Genomic DNA, 20749 nt, shown 5'->3' on the forward strand with positions numbered 1-20749 from the left:
AAGAAAAGCGAAGGCGACTGTATAGCCACGAAGAGAGCGGAAGGCCTGCGAGGAGGCTGTTGCCGCCGCAGCAGGACAGAAGCGATTCGAGGGGCTAGGAGCCGAAGCTAGACAACACGAAAAGCGGAGATACCGCATCCTTTCTTCATCACTCACTGTTATCTAGTTTTGAAGGAACCATCCTTCAGACCGTCTAGTGACGATGGCGGAGAGGTCACACCCGTTCCCATCCCGAACACGGAAGTTAAGCTCTCCAGCGCCGATGGTAGTTGGGGCTAGCGCCCCTGCGAGAGTAGGACGTCGCTAGGCGGACAGAAATTAGAGATTGGGCAACCAGTTCTCTAATTTTTTTTGTCCAACAGATGTTGCGTTTTTATTAACGCCATTAAATCCTCTCCCCCATAAAACAGAAAAAGCACCCTATCGAAAAAAGGTGCTGAAACAAAAAGGAAAAGCGACTAACCTTTTTTTAGAGGTTAGTCGCTTTTTATTCAACCTTTTTAATTTCAATTCGTTTCTTTCGAGTATCTGGAATGAGGCGATGGAGATGAATCATTAATAGTCCGTGGTGATATGTTGCTTCAATTCGTTCTTCTTTTACCGCAAACGGAAGAGGGATTGTTTTTTCCCATGTCCCTTGGGAAATCCCTTCTTCAATCAGTTCAAATCCTTTAAACTGTAAATTAATGGTCGCTTTAATTTCTAACGTTTTATAGTACGTATATAGCTCTACATGATCGATACTTTCTAAACCAGGCAGACACACTACAATCAACAGTTCATTATCTCTTCGGTATACGTTCACCCCAGAAATACTAGATGATTTCTTGTTAGATGTAGATGGAAAAAAGGGCTGAAAATTCCCCCAAAACTCACCACTTAAAAAATCTTCCCAATGCTTTGTCCAGTCGGGGAACGGTCCAAACGGATTTTGCTTCATGTCGTTTTCCCCCTTTACTTTTAAGATACAGGAAGCTGAGAAGTGTTATCCCCTTATTTCGGAAGATCAGAACTCATCACTAACAACCGATGTTTGTGATATTTTATCATATGTTTTAATCACTAATTGGTGATATTAAAGCAAAAACCGAACGTTCATTTCTTTTATATCAAAAATGTTCGATTTTATGTTGACAGTTCTGCAAAAACATTGATAAGATAATGGTAACTTCAGAATACCCCTCATATAATTTTGGGAATATGGCCCAGAAGTCTCTACCCAATAACCGTAAATTATTGGACTATGAGGGAAAGGATCGGTATGGCTTTTTTTGCCTTTTTATGGTCAAACTATGCCCAGAACGATGCTTTCCCTTTAAAAGGAACGCTTGTTCTGGGTTTTTATATGTAAAAAACGAGGTGAGCATAGATGCAGCCGCTTGTTGGTGTAATTATGGGAAGTCAATCCGATTGGGAAACGATGAAATATGCTTGTGATATATTGGACGAACTGCATATTCCGTTTGAAAAAAAGGTGGTTTCGGCACATCGGACACCCGATTACATGTTTGAATATGCTGAAACAGCTGAAAAAAGGGGAATTAAGGTTATTATTGCTGGGGCTGGGGGAGCTGCTCATTTGCCAGGAATGGTAGCCGCTAAAACAACGCTTCCGGTTATCGGCGTGCCTGTCCAATCAAAAGCACTGAATGGCTTGGATTCGCTTTTATCTATTGTGCAGATGCCTGGAGGAGTGCCGGTAGCAACGGTAGCGATCGGAAAAGCAGGTGCAACAAATGCAGGATTACTAGCCGCAGCTATGCTTGGCATCTATGAACCAAAATATATGGAAGCATTAAAACAAAGAAGAGAACAAATTCGCCAAGAAGTGTTAGAAAGTAGTGATCGTCTTGAATAAAAAAACAATCGTTCCTGGGCAAACAATCGGCATTATCGGGGGCGGACAGCTCGGCAGAATGATGGCTATTTCGGCGAAAGAAATGGGGTTTCGTGTTGCTGTGCTAGACCCTGTGCCGGATTCTCCATGCGGTCAAGTTGCGGATATCGAAATTACAGGAGAATATAGCGATTTAGAAGCGATTCAAAAGCTAGCTAGTGTCAGTGACGTTATTACGTACGAATTTGAAAATATCGATGCAATTGCGTTAGACTGGCTTGTCGAGCATTCGTATGTTCCACAAGGAAGCAAGCTATTAAGCATTACTCAAGATCGGGGAACTGAAAAGCAAGCTATTACCGCTGCGGGTCTTCCAGTTGCTCCTTACATTGAAGTTGAATCATCGGAAGAGCTGTTCAAGGCAGTGGATACAATCGGTTTTCCATGTGTGCTAAAAACGTGCCGGGGTGGCTATGACGGAAAAGGACAGTTTGTGATTCGCAGCCAAAAAGATGTTCAATCTGCTTTGTCACTGTTGCAGTCGGGCCGTTGTGTACTAGAAGGCTGGGTTTCGTTTGATAAAGAGATTTCTGTTATTGTAGTGAGAAATGGATGGGGAGATACGCGCGTATTTCCAGTGGCTGAAAACATTCATGTCGATAATATTTTGCATAAAACGATCGTTCCAGCAAGAATTTCGTCCGATGTTGCACAAAAAGCGGTTCAGTATGCCAAAACGCTTGCCGAGCATTTTGAATTGGTGGGTACACTCGCAGTAGAAATGTTTTTGACTAAAGACGGAGATATTTATATTAATGAACTTGCCCCTAGACCACATAACTCAGGTCATTATACAATTAATGCTTGTGCGACATCTCAATTTCAGCAGCATATTCGCGCTGTTTGCAATTGGCCTTTAGGCAGTACAGAATTGCTGAAGCCGGCTGTAATGGTCAATATTTTAGGAGAGCATACACAGCCAATCGTGGAAGCTATTCCAAATATGTCTAATATGCATCTTCATCTGTATGGAAAAAAAGAGGCGAAGAAAAAACGGAAAATGGGACATGTTACCGTGCTTGCTGAAACTGTGGATGTGGCATTGCAACATATTGATGCTTTGAAAATTTGGACGTAATGACAGTCGTTTGAAGCAAAAGGAGGATGAACGATGATTGAACGGTACACAAGACCAGAGATGGGGGCGATTTGGACGGAAGAAAATCGCTTCAAAGCATGGCTGGAAGTAGAAATTTTAGCATGCGAAGCTTGGGCAGAGCTTGGCATCATTCCAAGAGAAGATGTGGCGAAAATTCGCGAGAACGCTTCGTTTGATATTCAGCGAATTAAAGAAATCGAAGAGGAAACGCGCCATGATGTTGTCGCTTTTACCCGAGCGGTTTCTGAAACATTGGGTGAAGAGCGCAAGTGGGTGCATTACGGATTGACTTCGACAGACGTGGTCGATACGGCGCTATCGTACTTATTAAAGCAAGCAAACGAAATTTTACTTAAGGATTTAGAGAATTTTATTCAAGTTTTAAAAGAGAAGGCACAAGAACATAAGTACACAGTGATGATGGGCCGTACACACGGCGTTCATGCCGAGCCGACGACGTTCGGCTTGAAACTGGCGCTTTGGTATGAGGAAATGAAACGTAACTTAGAGCGTTTCAAACAAGCAGCGGAAACCGTTCGTGTCGGGAAAATTTCTGGTGCTGTCGGAACGTATGCGAACATTGATCCATTTGTTGAAAAATACGTATGCGAAAAACTTGGCCTAGATCCAGCACCAATTTCAACACAGACGCTCCAGCGTGACCGTCATGCGCACTATATGGCGACATTGGCGCTCATTGCGACATCGATTGAAAAGTTCGCCGTTGAAATTCGCGGCTTACAAAAAAGCGAAACGCGTGAAGTCGAAGAATTTTTCGCGAAAGGTCAAAAAGGGTCCTCAGCAATGCCGCACAAACGCAATCCAATCGGTTCAGAAAACATGACAGGAATGGCGCGCGTGATCCGCGGCTATATGTTGACGGCTTATGAGAACGTGCCGCTTTGGCATGAACGCGATATTTCCCACTCATCGGCAGAACGCATTATTTTGCCGGATGCGACGATTGCCTTGAACTATATGTTGAATCGTTTTGCGAACATCGTCAAAAACTTAACAGTGTTCCCAGAGAACATGAAGCGTAATATGGACCGCACGCTTGGTCTGATTTATTCACAGCGCGTATTGCTTGCGCTCATTGATAAGGGAATGACGCGTGAAGAAGCGTACGATCTAGTGCAGCCAAAAGCAATGGAGGCATGGGAAACACAAGTGCCGTTCCGTTCATTGATTGAGGCGGATGCGACGATTACAAGCCGTTTAACAAAAGAGGAAATCGATGATTGCTTTGATTACAACTACCATTTAAAGCATGTTGATACGATTTTTGAACGGATCGGATTATAAAAAGGTGCGCAGGTAAGGTTTCCCCTACCTGCGCGATAAAGGGAAAATTCCCAATATTCTGTCTAGGGGGCCTTTACCATGGTCAAAAAACTGGAATTACTTTATGAAGGAAAAGCAAAAAAAGTGTATTTAACAGATGCAGAAAATGTTCTTTGGATCGAATATAAAGATAGCGCAACAGCGTTTAACGGTGAAAAGAAAGCAACGATCGCTGGAAAAGGGCGCTTAAACAATGAAATCACGAGCTTGCTATTTATGAAGCTTCATCAAGCGGGCGTTGAGAATCATTTTATTCAAAAACTATCCGAAACAGAGCAGCTTGTTAAAAAAGTAACGATTATTCCTCTTGAAGTTGTTGTCCGCAATTATGTCGCTGGAAGTTTGGCAAAGCGGCTTGGCATCGCGGAAGGGACGAGCCTAGAAAAACCGCTGATTGAATTCTATTACAAAAATGACGAACTTGGCGATCCTCTTTTGTTGGAAGACCACATTGCCATTTTAAAGCTAGCCACTTCAGAGCAAATTGCTGTTTTGAAGGACTATGCTTTAAAAGTCAATGAGATCCTCACTGAGCATTTTCAAAAATGTGATGTCCGTTTAGTGGATTTTAAGCTAGAATTCGGATTCGATAGCGATGGAAAGATCATACTATCGGATGAAATTTCTCCTGACACTTGTCGTTTATGGGATATAGAGACAAATGAAAAATTTGATAAAGATGTATTTCGCCGTGATTTAGGAAATTTAACGGATGCTTACGAAATTATTTTACAAAGACTAGGGGGACAAACAGAATGTACAAAGTAAAAGTATATGTTACGTTGCGTGAAAATGTGTTAGATCCGCAAGGAAACGCGGTTAAAGGAGCGCTTCATAGCTTGTCTTATCATGAAGTACAGGATGTAAGAATCGGTAAATTTATGGAACTTATGATTGAGAAAAGCGAACGAAATATCGAAGAAATCGTGCGCGACATGTGCGAAAAATTATTAGCAAATACAGTGATTGAGGACTACCGATATGAGATCGAGGAGGTAGTGGTGCAGTGAAATTTGCAGTGATTGTATTCCCGGGTTCAAATTGCGATGTCGACATGTATCATGCAATTAAGGACGAACTAGGGGAAGATGTCGAGTACGTATGGCATGATGCTGATAATCTTGATGAATTTGACGGTATTTTACTTCCAGGAGGCTTTTCTTACGGCGACTATCTCCGCTCGGGAGCCATTGCCCGTTTTTCTAATGTTATGAAAGCGATCCAAAAAGCGGCGGAAGAAGGGAAGCCGATTCTTGGGGTATGCAACGGATTTCAAATTTTGCTTGAGGCAGGACTGCTGCCTGGGGCGATGCGCCGCAATAACGGCTTAAAGTTTATTTGCCGCCCTGTTGCACTGCGGGTGGAAAACAACGACACGATGTTTACATCTATGTATGAACAAGGCGAAGTCATTACAATTCCAATTGCCCATGGCGAAGGCAATTATTATTGCGATGAAGAAACGTTGAAAAAGCTTGTTGAGAACCGGCAAATCGTGTTCCGTTACCACGGAGAAAATCCAAACGGAAGCCTAGAGGATATTGCCGGCATTATGAACGAAAGAGGAAACGTGCTTGGCATGATGCCGCATCCAGAGCGCGCGGTTGACGCTTTGCTTGGCGGCGCGGACGGATTAAAGCTGTTTCAATCAATTGTGAGATACTGGAGGGAAGCACATGTCGTTACTTCTTGAGCCAAGTCCAACAACGATTAAAGAAGAAAAGTTATATCGTGAAATGGGATTGACGGATGAAGAATTCGCGATGGTAGAGCGTATTCTCGGCCGTTTGCCTAACTATACGGAAACAGGTATTTTTTCGGTGATGTGGTCGGAGCATTGCAGCTATAAAAATTCAAAGCCGGTATTGAAAAAGTTCCCGACAGAAGGTGAGCATGTTTTGCAAGGACCGGGAGAAGGAGCGGGGATTGTCGATATTGGCGACGGATTGGCGGTCGCCTTTAAAATCGAGAGCCATAACCACCCTTCAGCGATTGAGCCATACCAAGGCGCGGCGACGGGTGTCGGCGGCATTATCCGCGATGTGTTTTCGATGGGAGCGCGTCCAATCGCGCTATTGAACTCATTGCGTTTTGGTGAACTGACGTCTCCGCGTGTGAAATATTTGTTTGAACATGTTGTCGCTGGCATCGCTGGCTACGGTAACTGTGTCGGGATTCCAACCGTCGGCGGCGAAGTGCAATTTGATCCATCCTATGAAGGAAATCCTTTAGTCAATGCGATGTGCGTCGGGTTGATTCGCCATGAAGATATTCAGCGCGGCGTGGCATCCGGTATTGGCAACACTGTGATGTATGTAGGAGCGAAAACGGGACGCGACGGCATCCATGGAGCAACTTTTGCTTCTGAAGAGTTAACAGAGGAATCGGAAGCAAAACGTCCGGCTGTGCAAGTGGGCGACCCATTTATGGAGAAGCTGTTGCTTGAGGCGTGCTTGGAAGTCGTTCGATCCGACGCGTTAGTCGGCATTCAGGATATGGGGGCTGCCGGACTAACGAGTTCTTCTGCTGAAATGGCGAGCAAGGCCGGGGTCGGTATTGAGATGAACTTGGATTTAGTACCGCAGCGTGAATCAGGCATGACACCGTATGAAATGATGCTTTCTGAGTCGCAAGAACGCATGCTCCTTGTTGTGAAAGAAGGACGCGAACAAGAAATTTACGATTTATTTGCAAAATACGGACTTGAAGCGAAAGCGATCGGAAAAGTAACGGACGATAAAATGCTTCGCCTTTACTTTCAAGGGGAAGTGGCAGCAGAAATTCCAGTGGATGCATTAGCAAAAGATGCGCCTGTTTATCATAAACCATCAAAAGAACCGGCCTATTATCAAGAATTTCAACAGATTGAATATATTCCGCATGTGGAAAACTATGAACAAACACTTCTTTCATTGTTAGCACAACCGACCATTGCAAGCAAAGAATGGGTATATGACCAATACGACTATATGGTACGGACCAACACAGTCGTTGCACCGGGTTCTGATGCAGCGGTTGTGCGCATTCGCGGCACAAAGAAGGCGCTGGCGATGACGACAGATTGCAATTCGCGTTACATTTATTTAGATCCAGAAACAGGCGGAAAAATTGCGGTCGCTGAAGCGGCACGCAACGTCGTTTGCTCGGGAGCAAAGCCGCTTGCTGTCACCGATTGCTTAAATTTTGGCAATCCAGAAAAGCCGGAGATTTTCTGGCAACTTGAAAAAGCGGTTGACGGCATGAGCGAAGCATGCCGGACGCTGGCAACGCCGGTCATCAGCGGAAACGTGTCGCTTTATAACGAAACAAACGGGGAAGCTGTGTATCCAACTCCTGTTGTTGGTATGGTTGGATTGATCGAAGATGTAAACCATATAACGACGCAATCGTTTAAGCAAGCAGGCGACGCTATTTATGTGATCGGTGAGACAAAACAAGAATTTGGCGGCAGCGAGTTACAGAAACTATTAGAAGGACGCATTTTCGGAAAAGCGCCAAGCATCGATTTAAATGTTGAAGCCGAACGCCAGCAAGCGCTTCTTGCAGCGATTCGCGCGGGGCTCATCGAGTCGGCTCATGATGTCGCAGAAGGCGGATTATCGGTGGCTTTGGCGGAATGTGTAATGAATGCCGATGGTTTAGGGGCAAAAGTGACATTAAGCGGAGATGTCGTCGCACAGCTGTTTGGCGAAACACAATCCCGTTTTGTCGTGTCTGTGAAAAAAGAACATCAGGCTGCGTTTGAGCAATTAGTGAAAGCAACGAAAATTGGTGAAGTAACGGATGACGCGATGCTCCATATCGAAACGGAAACAGGCGAAACAGCAATTCATCTTCCAGTTGAACAAATGAGAAGCGTGTGGAAAGGAGCTATTCCATGCTTGCTGAAATCAAAGGATTAAACGAAGAGTGTGGCATTTTTGGCATTTGGGGACATAAAGAGGCGGCACAATTAACGTATTACGGTTTGCATAGTCTGCAGCACCGCGGGCAAGAGGGTGCCGGAATTGTTGTCGCAAATGGCGAAACATTAAAAGGACATAAAGGACTCGGGTTAGTGACAGAAGTATTTAGTAACGGAGGGCTGCAACAATTAAGCGGAAGTGCGGCAATCGGGCATGTGCGCTATGCGACAGCTGGAGGCGGAGGCTACGAAAATGTGCAGCCTCTGCTATTCCGTTCCCAAAGCGGCAGTATTGCTTTGGCGCATAACGGCAACTTGGTCAATGCCGCCGAGCTCAAATACCGCCTTGAGCAGCAAGGAAGTATTTTTCAAACGACGTCGGATACAGAAGTGTTCGCTCATCTCATTCGCCGCAGCATGGCTCCGACATTGAAAGAACAGATTAAAGTAGCACTAAACTACCTAGAGGGGGCTTTTGCCTTCCTTTTACTTACTGAAACAGAATTATATATTGCACTTGATCCAAACGGATTTCGACCGCTATCGATCGGAAGACTTGGTGATGCATACGTTGTGGCATCGGAAACATGCGCCTTTGACGTTGTGGGAGCAACGTATGAGCGGGAAGTAGAGCCAGGCGAGCTTATTATTATTAGCCGTGAAGGGCTTCATTCAGAACGTTTCGCTGAAAAAAGACCTCGCTCCATTTGCAGTATGGAGTACATTTACTTTGCCCGTCCTGACAGCAATGTCGATGGCATTAACATTCATACGGCGCGGAAAAATTTGGGCAAGCGCCTCGCTTTAGAAGCGCCGGTGGAAGCGGATGTTGTCACCGGAGTGCCGGATTCGAGCATTTCGGTTGCCATTGGCTACGCAGAAGCGACAGGAATCCCATATGAACTCGGTTTAATTAAAAATCGTTACGTAGGGCGGACCTTTATTCAGCCATCGCAAGCGTTGCGGGAGCAGGGCGTGAAAATGAAGCTGTCGCCTGTCCGCGGTGTAGTGGCAGGAAAACGGGTCGTGATGGTTGATGATTCCATCGTTCGGGGAACGACAAGCAGACGAATTGTTAAGATGCTTCGGGAAGCGGGAGCGACAGAAGTGCATGTCCGCATTAGTTCGCCGCCGATTACGCATCCTTGTTTTTACGGTATTGATACGCCAACAAAAGAAGAATTGATCGCTTCAGCTCATTCGGTTGAAGAAATTCGGCAAATGATCGGAGCGGACTCTTTGGCGTTTTTAAGCCATGAAGGATTGCTGGAAGCGATTGGTCGTCCGAGCGATTCTCCGCTTCGTGGCCAATGTATGGCGTGTTTTACAGGGGAATATCGGACAAATACATGTAGCAATGTATCACAATACACACAACACACGGTAAAGCAATAAAGGAGGATTTGAGGTGGCGGAGGCATATAAACGAGCGGGCGTCGACATTGAAGCGGGGTACAAAGCGGTCTCGCTCATGAAAAAACATGTACAAAAAACGGTTCGTCCGGAAGTGCTTGGCGGGCTTGGCGGATTTGGCGGCATGTTTGACTTATCGAAGCTTGGATATAAAGAGCCGGTATTGGTATCGGGAACAGACGGAGTCGGAACAAAGCTGATGCTCGCATTTATGATGGACGAACACGATACGATCGGCATCGATTGTGTCGCCATGTGCGTCAATGACATTGTCGTCCAGGGTGCGGAGCCGCTCTTTTTCCTAGACTATATCGCCTGCGGAAAAGCGGTTCCTGAAAAAATTGAGCAAATTGTTAAAGGGATTTCTGATGGCTGTGTACAGGCAGGCTGCGCGTTGATCGGGGGAGAAACGGCGGAAATGCCGGGAATGTACCAAGAGGAAGAATACGATGTAGCGGGATTTGCTGTTGGAATTGCTGAAAAATCGGGACTGGTAACGGGTGCGAGCATTCAAGAAGGTGATGCGTTGATCGGTCTTGCCTCAAACGGCATTCACAGCAACGGCTACTCCCTTGTAAGGAAAATTTTGCTTGAGGAAGCAAAGTTGAGTTTGCATGAAACTTACGGACATTTAACCGTTCCTTTAGGAAAAGAACTGCTGAAACCGACACGCATTTATGTAAAACCGCTGCTTGCAGTGATGAAAGAATTTGAAGTTAAAGGCATGGCGCATATTACAGGAGGCGGTTTTATCGAGAATATTCCGCGGATGTTGCCAAACGGTTTGTGTGCGGAAATCGATTACGGCTCTTGGCCGATTCCAGCTATTTTTGATTTGCTTCAGGAAAAGGGAAACCTTGTTCGAAAAGAGATGTTTAATATTTTTAACATGGGAATCGGGTTAGTAATGGCTGTCGACAGCGAAATGATCCACCCGATCATTGAACGCTTAGAGCAGCTTGGGGAAAAGGCGTATTTGATTGGACGTGTGAAAAAGGGCGAGGGAGTTGTGTTCGCTGGAGGGAAGATGGAATGAAGCGGATTGCTATTTTCGCCTCGGGAAGCGGCACGAACTTTCAAGCCATTGTTGATGCGGTAAAACACGGAATGTTACAAGCGGAAATTGCCTTGCTTATATGCGATCGCCCGGAAGCGAAGGTCATTGAGAGAGCGAAAACGGAAGGTATTCCTGCTTTTATATTTCGAGCAAAAGACTATGCAGCAAAGGCTGACTTTGAGAGGGAAATTTTAGAGCATTTGCGCGCAAAAGAAGTGGATTTCATCGTTCTCGCTGGCTATATGCGGCTTATTGGGCCGACGCTTCTTGCGGCTTATGAAGGGAGAATTGTCAACATTCACCCTTCTCTTTTGCCGGCTTTTCCAGGGAAGGATGCGATTGGACAAGCGTATCGTGCTGGCGTGAAAGTGACGGGGGTGACGGTTCATTATGTGGACGAAGGAATGGATACAGGGCCGATCATTGCCCAGCGCGCGATTCCGATTCATGACGGAGAGTCGCTTGAGGAGCTGGAAATGCGCATTCATCAGCTCGAACATCAATTATATCCAGAAGTGTTAAAAACATTGCTTGAACAATTGGAGGAAAGGGTCGAACAATCATGAACGTTAAACGCGCTTTATTGAGCGTTTCCAATAAAGAGGGAATCGTTCCATTCGCAAAACGACTAGCGGAATTAGGGGTGGAAATCATCTCAACCGGCGGGACGAAAAAAACGTTAGAACAGGAAGGAATTCCTGTTATTAGTATTTCAGACGTGACAGGATTTCAGGAAATTTTAGACGGGCGTGTCAAGACGCTTCATCCGATGATTCATGGCGGGTTGCTTGCCATTCGTGATGATGAGCACCACCATAAGCAGTTAAATGAGCACGGCATTCAACCGATCGATTTAGTTGTTGTCAATTTATATCCGTTCCAGCAAACGATTGCGAAAAGCGGTGTGACGTTTGCCGAAGCGATTGAAAATATTGATATTGGCGGTCCAACGATGCTTCGCGCTGCAGCGAAAAATCATCAATATGTGACGGTTCTGGTCGATCCAGCCGATTACGACATTGTATTGCAGCAATTAGAAGAACACGGAACAGTCTCTCAAGAAACAAAACTAAAACTGGCAGCCAAGGTATTCCGCCATACCGCTGCCTACGATGCCATGATTGCCGAGTACTTAACGAACATGGCAGGCGAGCGCTATCCAGAATCGTTGACGGTCACGTTTGAGAAAAAACAAGATTTGCGCTACGGCGAAAACCCGCATCAAAGCGCGGCCTTTTATCGGAAGCCGCTTGGGTCTTTGTTCTCAATTGCAGCAGCAAAACAGCTGCACGGAAAAGAGTTATCCTATAACAACATTAACGATGCGAATGCGGCGCTACAAATTGTGAAGGAATTTACAGAGCCGGCAGCAGTGGCCGTGAAACATATGAATCCGTGCGGCGTAGGGGTAGGCGAGACGATTTTTGAAGCGTTCACGAGAGCCTATGAAGCGGATCCAACCTCGATTTTTGGCGGCATTGTTGCTTTAAATAGAGAAGTTGACCGTGACACGGCATTAAAAATGCATGAAATCTTTTTAGAAATTATTATCGCGCCGTCTTTTAGCGAAGAAGCGCTAGAGATTTTAACCCAGAAGAAAAATATCCGCTTGTTAACGATCGATTTTGCATCTGAGCGAAAGCCTGAACCGTTTTTTGTATCAGTGCAGGGCGGATTGTTGGTGCAAGACGAAGACCGTTATACGCTTGAGGATGCCAACATCAAAGTTGTGACGAAGCGCGAACCGACGGAAAAAGAGTGGGAAGATTTGAAGCTTGCTTGGAAAGTGGTCAAGCATGTAAAGTCTAATGCGATCGTGCTTGCAAAAGATTGTATGACTATTGGCGTTGGAGCAGGCCAAATGAACCGTGTTGGCGCCGCGAAAATTGCCATTGAGCAAGCAGGTGAAAAAGCGCATGGCGCAGCACTAGCATCTGACGCGTTTTTCCCGATGGATGATACAGTCGAAGCAGCCGCAAAAGCGGGAGTGACAGCCATTATCCAACCAGGTGGATCGATTCGCGATGAAGATTCAATCAAAAAGGCAGACGAATACGGAATCGCTATGGTCTTCACTGGTGTGCGCCATTTTAAACATTAAGGAGTGAAATAGATGAAAGTGCTCATTATTGGTCGCGGCGGGCGAGAGCATGCTATTGCTTGGAAGGCGGCGCAAAGTCCTCTTGTTACTAAATTGTATGCTGCACCGGGAAATCCCGGCATCGCAGAGATCGCACAACTTGTTCCTATTGACGAGCATGATACGGAATCTCTTGTCCATTTTGCTAAAGAAGAAGGAATTGACTTGACCATTGTCGGTCCAGAGGCGCCGCTTTTAAATGGGATCGTTGATCGTTTTCAAGAAGAAGGATTGCGTATTTTTGGACCGCGCAAAGAAGCTGCGCTTATCGAGGGAAGCAAAGCATTTGCTAAAGACATTATGAAAAAATACGACGTGCCGACGGCCGAGTATGAATCATTTACGTCTTATGAAGAGGCGAAAGCGTATATTGAACAAAAAGGTGCGCCGATTGTAATTAAAGCGGATGGGCTTGCGGCTGGAAAAGGCGTCACTGTCGCGATGACGCTTCAAGAAGCGCTTGATGCGCTGCATGAGATGATGGTGGAAAAAAAATTTGGAGAAGCAAGCCAACAAGTAGTTATTGAAGAGTTTTTAGAAGGGGAAGAGTTTTCGCTGATGGCCTTTGTACATGGTGACAAGGCATACCCGATGACGATTGCGCAAGATCATAAGCGCGCTTTTGATAACGATGAAGGACCGAACACTGGCGGCATGGGGGCTTATTCGCCTGTTCCGCAAATTGCGGATGAAGTCATACAGCAAGCGGTGGAACACATTATACATCCAATTGCTAAAGCGCTTGTAGCCGAGGGACGATCGTTTACCGGCGTGTTGTACGCAGGATTAATTGCGACTGCTCAAGGGCCGAAAGTGATTGAATTTAATGCTCGCTTCGGTGATCCAGAAGCGCAAGTCGTCTTGCCGCGATTAGAGAACGATCTTATCCAGTGGATCATCGATTTATTAGAAGGAAAAGAGACGACATTGACGTGGTCACAGGAAAGTGTGATCGGCGTCGTCTTAGCTTCTAAAGGCTATCCGGATGCGTATGAAAGAGGAGCGGCCATTGAAGGATTGAAGGAACTAAAAGAAAGCACGCTCGTATTCCATGCTGGAACGAAAATGGAGGACGGGGTGTTGCGCACTAACGGAGGGCGCGTTCTTCTTATTGCAGCAAAAGAAGATACGCTTGAAAAAGCGCAGCAGGAAGTATACAAAGAAATCGCCAAGGTGCACTGCGGTCAGCTGTTTTACCGAAGCGATATCGGCTATAAGGCTATCTCACGCGCTTCTTCCGAACGTAAACAAAAGTAAGGGCAATAATTCCACCAATCAGCATGGCAAGGACAAAGGACATATCCGTCATATATTCAAGCACCATCGTCAATTCTCTCCTTATTACGAATAGATTTGAGGGCTGGCTCGTTGAAGTCAGCCCTTTTTAGTCATTATGTCGGATTTACCGGCTGTTTGTTCTCTTCTTGTTGTTGATATTTTTCAAATAATGCGGTGAGCGGGCAAAAACGGGTAATTCCTTCTGCCACTTTCATTGCTGCTAACATGGCGACAATGATATATGAATCGCGCCAAGGACGCTTGACCATTTTTGCAGTGGCCCAAGCAAGTATCGTCAAACCGCACGTAATTCGAATCAAGGCATTCCATATGCCGATATTTACCTTGACCATATATTTCCTCCTCTTTTTGTTTGTGAAAATGGCTTTAATGCGATAAAATGATTGTATGGTACAATTTAGGAAAAAGAAACGGGGATGTATATGGTCGAACAACGTTACCGATGGAAAAGTGAGCAATTGCGAGAGCAAATGTCAACGATCGATGGAAAACGGTCGCCCATGAAGCTACTGAAAAATGCTACTTATTTACATTCATATTTGCGTCAATGGGTTAAAGGAAACATTTGGATTCACCATGACCGCATCGTGTATGCGGGCGAACGTCTCCCGAGTAATCTTGAACAATGCGAAGTGGTCGATTGCAGTAATTATTATTTAGTTCCAGGTTATATCGAGCCACATGCGCATCCGTTTCAATTATATAATCCCCAAACCCTTGCTGAATATGCGGCGAAATTCGGGACAACGACGATGATCAGCGATAATTTATTTCTTGTTTTGCAATTACCAAAAAAGAAAGCGTTTTCTTTTTTAAAGAAAATGGAATCGTTTCCAACAACAATGTATTGGTGGTGCCGCTTGGATGGGCAAACGGAGCTACAAAAAGAGGAAGAGCGGTTTTCTTATGCGACGGTTAAGGAGTGGTTAAAGCAAAAGTCGGTGCTGCAGGCTGGAGAGTTAACCGGATGGCCGCGGCTACTTGCCGGAGATGATACAATACTTCATTGGATTCAAGAAGCCAAACATTTGAACAAGCTGGTGGAAGGTCATCTTCCAGGAGCTTCCGAGAAAACGCTTACAAAAATGGCGCTGGCGGGGGTTGATTGCGATCATGAAGCGATGACCGGCAAGGAAGTATACTATAGGCTTCTGCACGGATATACCGTCTCATTGCGCTATTCTTCGATTCGTCCTGATTTACCGACGTTGCTTGAGGAAATAAAACAATTAGGGATCGAACAGTATGATCGCTTTATTTTCACAACGGACGGCTCTCCACCTTCCTTTTACGAGCAAGGGTTAATTGATCAAATGATACGCATCGCCATAGAAAAAGGCGTTCCAATTATTGATGCATATCATATGGCAACAATCAATGTTGCGCGCCATTATCGTATGGAGCATCTTTACGGCTCAATTACTACAGGCAGGGTTGCGAACATCAACTTTTTGCGCAAGAAGGAAGATCCGATGCCTGTAAGCGTGCTTTCGAAAGGCATTTGGCTGAAGCGCGATGGAGTATGTGAAAATGTATTTTCACCAATTGATTGGGACTGTTACGGAATGTCTCCGCTTCGCTTAACTTGGCAATTGTCAATGGATGATTTACAATTTTCAATGCCGTTCGGAATGTATATGGAAAATTCCGTCATTACACGTCCGTATTCTATTTTGATCGATACGGCCCATGATGAACTGTCAACTGATCACGATGAAAGCTTTTTAATGCTCGTAGACCGGAATGGGAAATGGCGTGTCAATACAGTGGTCAAAGGGTTTGCCACTCATGTGAAAGGATTGGTGAGTTCCTACTCAAATACGGGTGATATTTTATTGATTGGAAAAAGCAAACGAGATATGTTGCTAGCGTTTGAGCGCATGAATGAAATAGGCGGAGGGATCGTGCTAGCGGAAAACGGGGAAATCATCCATGAGATTCCGCTCCCGCTTGGCGGCATGATGTCGCGCAAAAGCATTGATTTGTTAATCGACGAAGAAAATACGTTAAAAGAATTGTTGAAACAAAGAGGCTACCGTTTCGCTGATCCGATTTATTCGCTGTTATTTTTCCAATCGACCCATTTGCCTTATATTCGCATTACACAAAAAGGAATTTATGATGTTATGAATAAAACAATACTCTTTCCGTCGATAATGCGTTAAAATATAAAAGAAAAAGGTTGTGTGCACAATGAAACGCTGGTTGATTGTTATAAGTGGAGCGTGCCTTCTTTTCAGCGGCTGTGCGAAAATAGGACAAAATGAACGGCAGCATGCGGTTCCGGTGGAAACACCAAAACAAGAAAATAAGGAGCCACAACAACAGAAATTTGTTTTCCCATTAACAGGGCTTCCTGCCAAAACACGACCAGACCATCGCGTCATTGCGGTTATGGTCAATAATCACCCAAAAGCAAGACCGCAATCAGGTTTGTACAAGGCGGATGTTGTCTATGAAGTGCTGGCCGAAGGAGACATTACGCGCTTTTTAGCCTTATATCAAAGCGAGTTTCCTGAAAAAGTGGGGCCGGTCCGAAGTGCGCGCGATTATTATATTGAACTTAGCAAAGGATTTCATGCTCTCTATATTTGCCACGGTTGGAGCCCAGAAGCCAAAACAATGCTTGAATCTGGAGAGGCCGATTATCTTAATGGGCTATTTTATGATGGAACGCTGTTTAAGCGGGCTTCATTCCGAAAAGCGCCCCATAACTCGTATATTACGTTTGCCAATATTGAAAAAGGGGCAACGGAAAAAGGATATACCATGCAAGATACAGTAGAGCCGCTTCCTTTTTTCACAAACGAAGCCAAGGGAGATGTGGCGCAACAGGTAGATATCTCGTATTCCCACAGAGATTATGCCCATGTGCAATACAAATACGATCCTAATAAAAAAGGATATTTTCGTTATAGCGGCGGGGAGCAGACGGTTGATTACGATACGCATATCCCTGTTTTCGTGCAAAATGTGTTCATTGTGGCTGCAACGCATACGATTGCCGATGGATATGGGCGGCGCGATATTGATTTGACATCAGGCGGGCATGGATATTTGTTCCAAAACGGAACGGTAAAGCATGTTGAATGGAAAAATGTCAACGGTCGTCTATTGCCATATGAAAATGGTGTTCCCATCGGTTTTGTACCAGGGAAAACATGGGTCAATATCGTCCCGACGTTGGATATTGTTCAGTATCGTTAATAGATGGAGGGTTGAAAAACAATATGCAAATTGACAAATTAAGAGGCAGAGAAGTGGATCAGTTGTTTAAGGCGATTCTGTCCCTTCGAGATTTAGAAGAATGCTATCGTTTTTTTGACGACTTATGCACAGTCAACGAGATCCAATCTCTTGCACAACGACTTGAGGTTGCTCGGATGCTTCGCGAAGGGTATACGTACCATAAAATTGAGACGGAAACAGGAGCGAGCACTGCGACAATTTCCCGTGTTAAACGCTGTTTAAATTATGGAAGCGATGCTTACGAAATGGTGCTTGAGCGCATTAAAGAAGAACAAACAGATGAGTCGCAAGAGGCAAATCATGTGTAAAAGGAGCATTTATTGATGCTCCTTTTCTTTTTGACGATTTGTTATAATGAAAAGATGGATATGTCAAATGGAGGTTTTTTATATGTACGATGTTCGTCAGTGGCGCCATATCTTTAAATTAGATCCGAACAAGGAAATTAGCGATGAACAGCTCGAACAAATTTGCGAGTCAGGAACGGATGCCGTGATGGTTGGTGGAACAGACGGAGTGACGTTAGAAAACGTGCTCGATTTAATGGCGCGCATTCGCCGGTTTGCCGTTCCTTGTATACTGGAAATATCGAATATTGAATCCGTAACGCCGGGATTTGACTTATATTTCGTTCCAACGGTTTTAAATAGCCGAGAGACGAAGTGGATCGTCGATTTGCATCATGAGGCAATGAAACAATTTGGAGAACTAATGAATTGGGATGAAATTGTTATGGAGGGCTATTGCATTTTAAATAAGGACTGCAAAGCCGCTACGCTCACCGGAGCGAAGACGGAGCTTTCCGATGAAGATATTGTTGCTTATGCATTGATCGCGGAGAAGATGTACAAGCTGCCGATTTTTTATTTAGAGTATAGCGGAGCTTATGGAAATATAGAGACAGTGCGCAAAGTCAAAGAAGTGCTGCATCATACCCAGTTGTTTTATGGCGGCGGAATTGAGAGCGCAGACCAAGCAAAAGAAATGGCACAATACGCTGATACAATTGTCGTCGGAAACGCGGTATATAAAGATTTATCGAGAGCGCTTGAAACGGTGAAGGCTGTGAAAGAGAACGTTGTGTGACAAGTAGAAATGTAGTAAAATAGAACAAATGTTTGTGTGGTGGTGATGACATTGAGCTTTTTATCGAGCAGGTTGCTTGTGAATTTGAACGAGGAACAGCAAGCGGCAGTGAAAACGACGGAAGGCCCCCTTCTCATTATGGCAGGTGCGGGAAGCGGAAAGACGCGCGTGTTGACGCACCGAATTGCGTATTTAATGGCGGAAAAGCATGTCGCGCCGTGGAACATTTTAGCCATTACATTCACAAACAAGGCGGCTCGCGAAATGAAGGAACGCGTGCAATCGCTTGTTGGCGGGGCGGCGGAAGACATTTGGATTTCCACGTTTCATTCGATGTGCGTGCGCATTTTGCGCCGCGATATCGACCGCATCGGCATTGACCGCAACTTTTCGATTTTAGATACGACCGATCAGCTGTCAGTCATTAAAACCATTTTGAATGAAAAAAATATCGATCCGAAAAAATTCGATCCGCGTGCGATTTTAGGGACAATCAGCAACGCCAAAAACGAATTGCTTTCTCCAGAGCAATTTGTAAAAAAGGCAGCCAGCTACTATGAAAAGATCGCAAGCGACGTTTATACAGAATATCAGCAGCGCCTGTTGCGCAACCATGCGCTTGATTTTGATGATTTGATTATGACGACGATTCAACTGTTTGAGCGCGTGCCGGAAGTGTTGGAGCATTATCAATATAAGTTTCAGTATATTCATATTGATGAGTATCAAGACACGAACCGCGCTCAGTATAAGCTTGTAAAAATGCTCGCCTCGAGATTTCAAAACATATGTGTCGTCGGTGATTCAGACCAATCGATTTATCGCTGGCGCGGGGCGGACATTCAAAATATTTTATCGTTTGAAACGGATTACCCGAACGCCAAAGTCGTGCTGCTTGAGCAAAACTATCGTTCGACGAAGCGCATTTTACAAGCAGCGAATGAAGTGATTGAAAACAACTACAATCGCAAACCGAAAAAGTTGTGGACGGAAAATCCGGAAGGACAAAAAATCGTCTATTACGAGGCGATGAACGAATCAGATGAAGCGCAGTTTGTAGCGGGGAAAATTAAAGAATACGTCGATTTCGGCAAGCGTCGTTATTCTGATTTTGCGGTTCTTTACCGGACGAATGCTCAATCGCGGATGATGGAGGAAGTGCTGATTAAATCAAATATTCCATACCAAATTGTCGGCGGCCTCAAGTTCTATGATCGAAAAGAAATTAAAGACGTGCTCGCGTACTTGCGTCTTATTGCGAATCCGAATGATGATATTAGCTTCTCAAGAATTGTCAACGTGCCAAGGCGCGGCGTCGGCGCCTCTTCGCTTGAAAAAATCGCAAGCTATGCCTCAGCACATGGCCTTTCGATGTTTCAAGCGCTCGGTGAGCTGGAACACATTGGACTCAGCGCGCGAATCGCTGCTCCATTAAATGAGTTCCGCCGGCAGATCGAACATTGGGGGCAAATGCAAGAGTATGTATCGGTAACAGAGCTTGTGGAAGATGTATTAGAGAAATCTGGCTACCGGGAGATGCTTCGCGCTGAAAAGACATTAGAAGCGCAAAGCCGCCTTGAGAATATCGATGAGTTTTTATCAGTAACCAAGCATTTTGAGAATGTAAATGAAGATAAGTCATTAATTGCTTTTTTAACGGATTTAGCTTTAGTGGCGGATATTGACCAATTGAACAATGAGGAAGACAAAGGAAGCGATGCGGTCGTTTTAATGACGCTTCATTCGGCAAAAGGACTGGAATTTCCGGTCGTCTTTTTGATCGGCATGGAGGAAGGCATTTTTCCGCATAGCCGCTCGCTCGACGATGAAGAGGAAATGGAAGAGGAGCGTCGTTTGGCTTATGTCGGCATTACTCGGGCGGAAGAAGAATTGTTTTTAACGAGCGCGCAAATGCGCATTTTGTTTGGCCGGACGAGCGTCAATCCGGTCTCGCGCTTTGTCGGGGAAATTCCTGATGAACTGATCGAGCGTGTAAACAAAACGAAGCGGTGGACAGCGAGCGAATCGGTGAAAACGAGGATGGTTCGTTCGGTAACAGTGCCGACTACGACAGGCGGAGAAGCGATTGCCTGGAAAGTAGGCGACAAAGCAGAACATAAAAAATGGGGAATCGGCACCGTAGTCAGTGTTCGGGGAGAAGGAGACGATAAAGAGCTCGATATCGCCTTCCCAAGCCCGACGGGGATTAAGCGATTACTCGCTAAGTTCGCGCCGATTACAAAAGTGTGAGGAAAGGGTGA

At 45.1% G+C, this 20749-nt stretch carries 20 protein-coding genes, 1 rRNA gene and 1 riboswitch; of the genes, 18 read left to right on the top strand and 3 right to left on the bottom strand.

What is annotated here, in order from left to right; all coding sequences use genetic code 11:
* The first annotated feature begins 192 nt into the window (after positions 1-192).
* Positions 193-309: ribosomal RNA gene (gene rrf, locus N667_RS0115415) — 5S ribosomal RNA — on the top strand.
* 178 nt (positions 310-487) lie between these two features.
* Here the strand turns inward: rrf and N667_RS0115420 are convergent.
* The gene (locus N667_RS0115420; protein ID WP_027410384.1) at positions 488-940 is read right to left on the bottom strand and encodes an Hsp20/alpha crystallin family protein; all 453 of its coding nucleotides are present in this window, start codon (positions 938-940) and stop codon (positions 488-490) included.
* 222 nt (positions 941-1162) lie between these two features.
* Positions 1163-1264, top strand: a riboswitch (purine riboswitch).
* Between the two features lie 105 nt (positions 1265-1369).
* Between N667_RS0115420 and purE the strand changes: the two genes are divergently transcribed.
* The 12 genes from purE (at position 1370) to purD (ending at position 14111) form a co-directional block, all read left to right on the top strand.
* The gene (purE, locus tag N667_RS0115425) at positions 1370-1858 is read left to right on the top strand and encodes a 5-(carboxyamino)imidazole ribonucleotide mutase (RefSeq protein WP_027410385.1); all 489 of its coding nucleotides are present in this window, start codon (positions 1370-1372) and stop codon (positions 1856-1858) included.
* The gene (purK, locus tag N667_RS0115430; RefSeq protein WP_027410386.1) at positions 1851-2975 is read left to right on the top strand and encodes a 5-(carboxyamino)imidazole ribonucleotide synthase; all 1125 of its coding nucleotides are present in this window, start codon (positions 1851-1853) and stop codon (positions 2973-2975) included. Before purE ends, purK begins: the two co-directional genes overlap by 8 nt.
* Positions 2976-3008: 33 nt before the next feature.
* Complete coding sequence (gene purB, locus N667_RS0115435; protein WP_027410387.1) at positions 3009-4301, top strand: adenylosuccinate lyase; 1293 nt, start codon at positions 3009-3011, stop codon at positions 4299-4301.
* A 78-nt stretch (positions 4302-4379) separates the two neighbouring features.
* Positions 4380-5108, top strand: coding sequence for a phosphoribosylaminoimidazolesuccinocarboxamide synthase (purC, locus tag N667_RS0115440; RefSeq protein WP_027410388.1), 729 nt, complete (start codon positions 4380-4382; stop codon positions 5106-5108).
* Positions 5096-5350 (top strand): phosphoribosylformylglycinamidine synthase subunit PurS, encoded by a 255-nt coding sequence (purS, locus tag N667_RS0115445; RefSeq protein ID WP_027410389.1) that lies wholly within the window; start codon positions 5096-5098, stop codon positions 5348-5350. Before purC ends, purS begins: the two co-directional genes overlap by 13 nt.
* Positions 5347-6033, top strand: a complete 687-nt coding sequence (gene purQ / locus N667_RS0115450) for a phosphoribosylformylglycinamidine synthase subunit PurQ (RefSeq protein ID WP_027410390.1) — start codon at positions 5347-5349, stop codon at positions 6031-6033. The genes purS and purQ overlap by 4 nt, the downstream gene beginning before the upstream one ends.
* On the top strand, positions 6017-8242 hold the full coding sequence (gene purL / locus N667_RS0115455; protein ID WP_027410391.1) for a phosphoribosylformylglycinamidine synthase subunit PurL: 2226 nt from the start codon (positions 6017-6019) through the stop codon (positions 8240-8242). Before purQ ends, purL begins: the two co-directional genes overlap by 17 nt.
* Positions 8218-9639 (top strand): amidophosphoribosyltransferase, encoded by a 1422-nt coding sequence (gene purF, locus N667_RS0115460; protein WP_027410392.1) that lies wholly within the window; start codon positions 8218-8220, stop codon positions 9637-9639. Before purL ends, purF begins: the two co-directional genes overlap by 25 nt.
* 13 nt (positions 9640-9652) lie before the next feature.
* Positions 9653-10693: a phosphoribosylformylglycinamidine cyclo-ligase gene (gene purM / locus N667_RS0115465; RefSeq protein ID WP_027410393.1), complete on the top strand. Its 1041-nt coding sequence runs from the start codon at positions 9653-9655 to the stop codon at positions 10691-10693.
* On the top strand, positions 10690-11280 hold the full coding sequence (purN, locus tag N667_RS0115470) for a phosphoribosylglycinamide formyltransferase (protein WP_027410394.1): 591 nt from the start codon (positions 10690-10692) through the stop codon (positions 11278-11280). The genes purM and purN overlap by 4 nt, the downstream gene beginning before the upstream one ends.
* Positions 11277-12815: a bifunctional phosphoribosylaminoimidazolecarboxamide formyltransferase/IMP cyclohydrolase gene (purH, locus tag N667_RS0115475; protein ID WP_027410395.1), complete on the top strand. Its 1539-nt coding sequence runs from the start codon at positions 11277-11279 to the stop codon at positions 12813-12815. Before purN ends, purH begins: the two co-directional genes overlap by 4 nt.
* A 12-nt stretch (positions 12816-12827) precedes the next feature.
* Positions 12828-14111, top strand: a complete 1284-nt coding sequence (purD, locus tag N667_RS0115480) for a phosphoribosylamine--glycine ligase (RefSeq protein ID WP_027410396.1) — start codon at positions 12828-12830, stop codon at positions 14109-14111.
* Here the strand turns inward: purD and N667_RS20380 are convergent.
* Together N667_RS20380 and N667_RS0115485 are read right to left on the bottom strand one after the other, a co-directional pair.
* Positions 14074-14178, bottom strand: a complete 105-nt coding sequence (locus N667_RS20380) for an EYxxD motif small membrane protein (protein ID WP_332248977.1) — start codon at positions 14176-14178, stop codon at positions 14074-14076. The two genes, purD and N667_RS20380, sit on opposite strands and share 38 nt — an antisense overlap.
* Positions 14179-14245: 67 nt before the next feature.
* Positions 14246-14485: a DUF2892 domain-containing protein gene (locus N667_RS0115485; protein WP_027410397.1), complete on the bottom strand. Its 240-nt coding sequence runs from the start codon at positions 14483-14485 to the stop codon at positions 14246-14248.
* 90 nt (positions 14486-14575) lie between these two features.
* Here N667_RS0115485 and N667_RS0115490 point away from each other — a divergent pair, with 90 nt between their 5' ends.
* The 5 genes from N667_RS0115490 to pcrA all read left to right on the top strand — a co-directional run bounded on the left by N667_RS0115490 (position 14576) and on the right by pcrA (position 20738).
* On the top strand, positions 14576-16318 hold the full coding sequence (locus N667_RS0115490) for an adenine deaminase C-terminal domain-containing protein (RefSeq protein WP_027410398.1): 1743 nt from the start codon (positions 14576-14578) through the stop codon (positions 16316-16318).
* A 28-nt stretch (positions 16319-16346) separates the two neighbouring features.
* On the top strand, positions 16347-17360 hold the full coding sequence (locus N667_RS0115495; protein WP_027410399.1) for a DUF3048 domain-containing protein: 1014 nt from the start codon (positions 16347-16349) through the stop codon (positions 17358-17360).
* Positions 17361-17383: 23 nt separating this feature from the next.
* The gene (locus tag N667_RS0115500; RefSeq protein WP_027410400.1) at positions 17384-17710 is read left to right on the top strand and encodes a YerC/YecD family TrpR-related protein; all 327 of its coding nucleotides are present in this window, start codon (positions 17384-17386) and stop codon (positions 17708-17710) included.
* Between the two features lie 82 nt (positions 17711-17792).
* Positions 17793-18488: a heptaprenylglyceryl phosphate synthase gene (locus tag N667_RS0115505; RefSeq protein ID WP_027410401.1), complete on the top strand. Its 696-nt coding sequence runs from the start codon at positions 17793-17795 to the stop codon at positions 18486-18488.
* A gap of 51 nt (positions 18489-18539) precedes the next feature.
* Positions 18540-20738 carry a DNA helicase PcrA gene (gene pcrA, locus N667_RS0115510; protein ID WP_027410402.1) on the top strand — a complete coding sequence of 733 codons (2199 nt, stop codon included), beginning with the start codon at positions 18540-18542 and terminating at the stop codon, positions 20736-20738.
* Positions 20739-20749: the final 11 nt, after the last annotated feature.

It is taken from the genome of Anoxybacillus tepidamans PS2 (assembly GCF_000620165.1).
Classification (GTDB): domain Bacteria; phylum Bacillota; class Bacilli; order Bacillales; family Anoxybacillaceae; genus Anoxybacteroides; species Anoxybacteroides tepidamans_A.

Bases quoted from the DNA above. Each gene is read 5' to 3' on its own strand.
- purH (WP_027410395.1), top strand. From the start codon at position 11,277: ATGAACGTTAAACGCGCTTTATTGAGCGTTTCCAATAAAGAGGGAATC.
- N667_RS0115500 (WP_027410400.1), top strand. From the start codon at position 17,384: ATGCAAATTGACAAATTAAGAGGCAGAGAAGTGGATCAGTTGTTTAAG.
- N667_RS0115420 (WP_027410384.1), bottom strand. From the start codon at position 940: ATGAAGCAAAATCCGTTTGGACCGTTCCCCGACTGGACAAAGCATTGG.
- purD (WP_027410396.1), top strand. From the start codon at position 12,828: ATGAAAGTGCTCATTATTGGTCGCGGCGGGCGAGAGCATGCTATTGCT.
- purB (WP_027410387.1), top strand. From the start codon at position 3,009: ATGATTGAACGGTACACAAGACCAGAGATGGGGGCGATTTGGACGGAA.
- N667_RS0115495 (WP_027410399.1), top strand. From the start codon at position 16,347: ATGAAACGCTGGTTGATTGTTATAAGTGGAGCGTGCCTTCTTTTCAGC.
- purS (WP_027410389.1), top strand. From the start codon at position 5,096: ATGTACAAAGTAAAAGTATATGTTACGTTGCGTGAAAATGTGTTAGAT.
- purC (WP_027410388.1), top strand. From the start codon at position 4,380: ATGGTCAAAAAACTGGAATTACTTTATGAAGGAAAAGCAAAAAAAGTG.
- N667_RS0115490 (WP_027410398.1), top strand. From the start codon at position 14,576: ATGGTCGAACAACGTTACCGATGGAAAAGTGAGCAATTGCGAGAGCAA.
- purN (WP_027410394.1), top strand. From the start codon at position 10,690: ATGAAGCGGATTGCTATTTTCGCCTCGGGAAGCGGCACGAACTTTCAA.
- N667_RS0115505 (WP_027410401.1), top strand. From the start codon at position 17,793: ATGTACGATGTTCGTCAGTGGCGCCATATCTTTAAATTAGATCCGAAC.
- N667_RS0115485 (WP_027410397.1), bottom strand. From the start codon at position 14,485: ATGGTCAAGGTAAATATCGGCATATGGAATGCCTTGATTCGAATTACG.
- purL (WP_027410391.1), top strand. From the start codon at position 6,017: ATGTCGTTACTTCTTGAGCCAAGTCCAACAACGATTAAAGAAGAAAAG.
- purE (WP_027410385.1), top strand. From the start codon at position 1,370: ATGCAGCCGCTTGTTGGTGTAATTATGGGAAGTCAATCCGATTGGGAA.
- N667_RS20380 (WP_332248977.1), bottom strand. From the start codon at position 14,178: ATGGTGCTTGAATATATGACGGATATGTCCTTTGTCCTTGCCATGCTG.
- purF (WP_027410392.1), top strand. From the start codon at position 8,218: ATGCTTGCTGAAATCAAAGGATTAAACGAAGAGTGTGGCATTTTTGGC.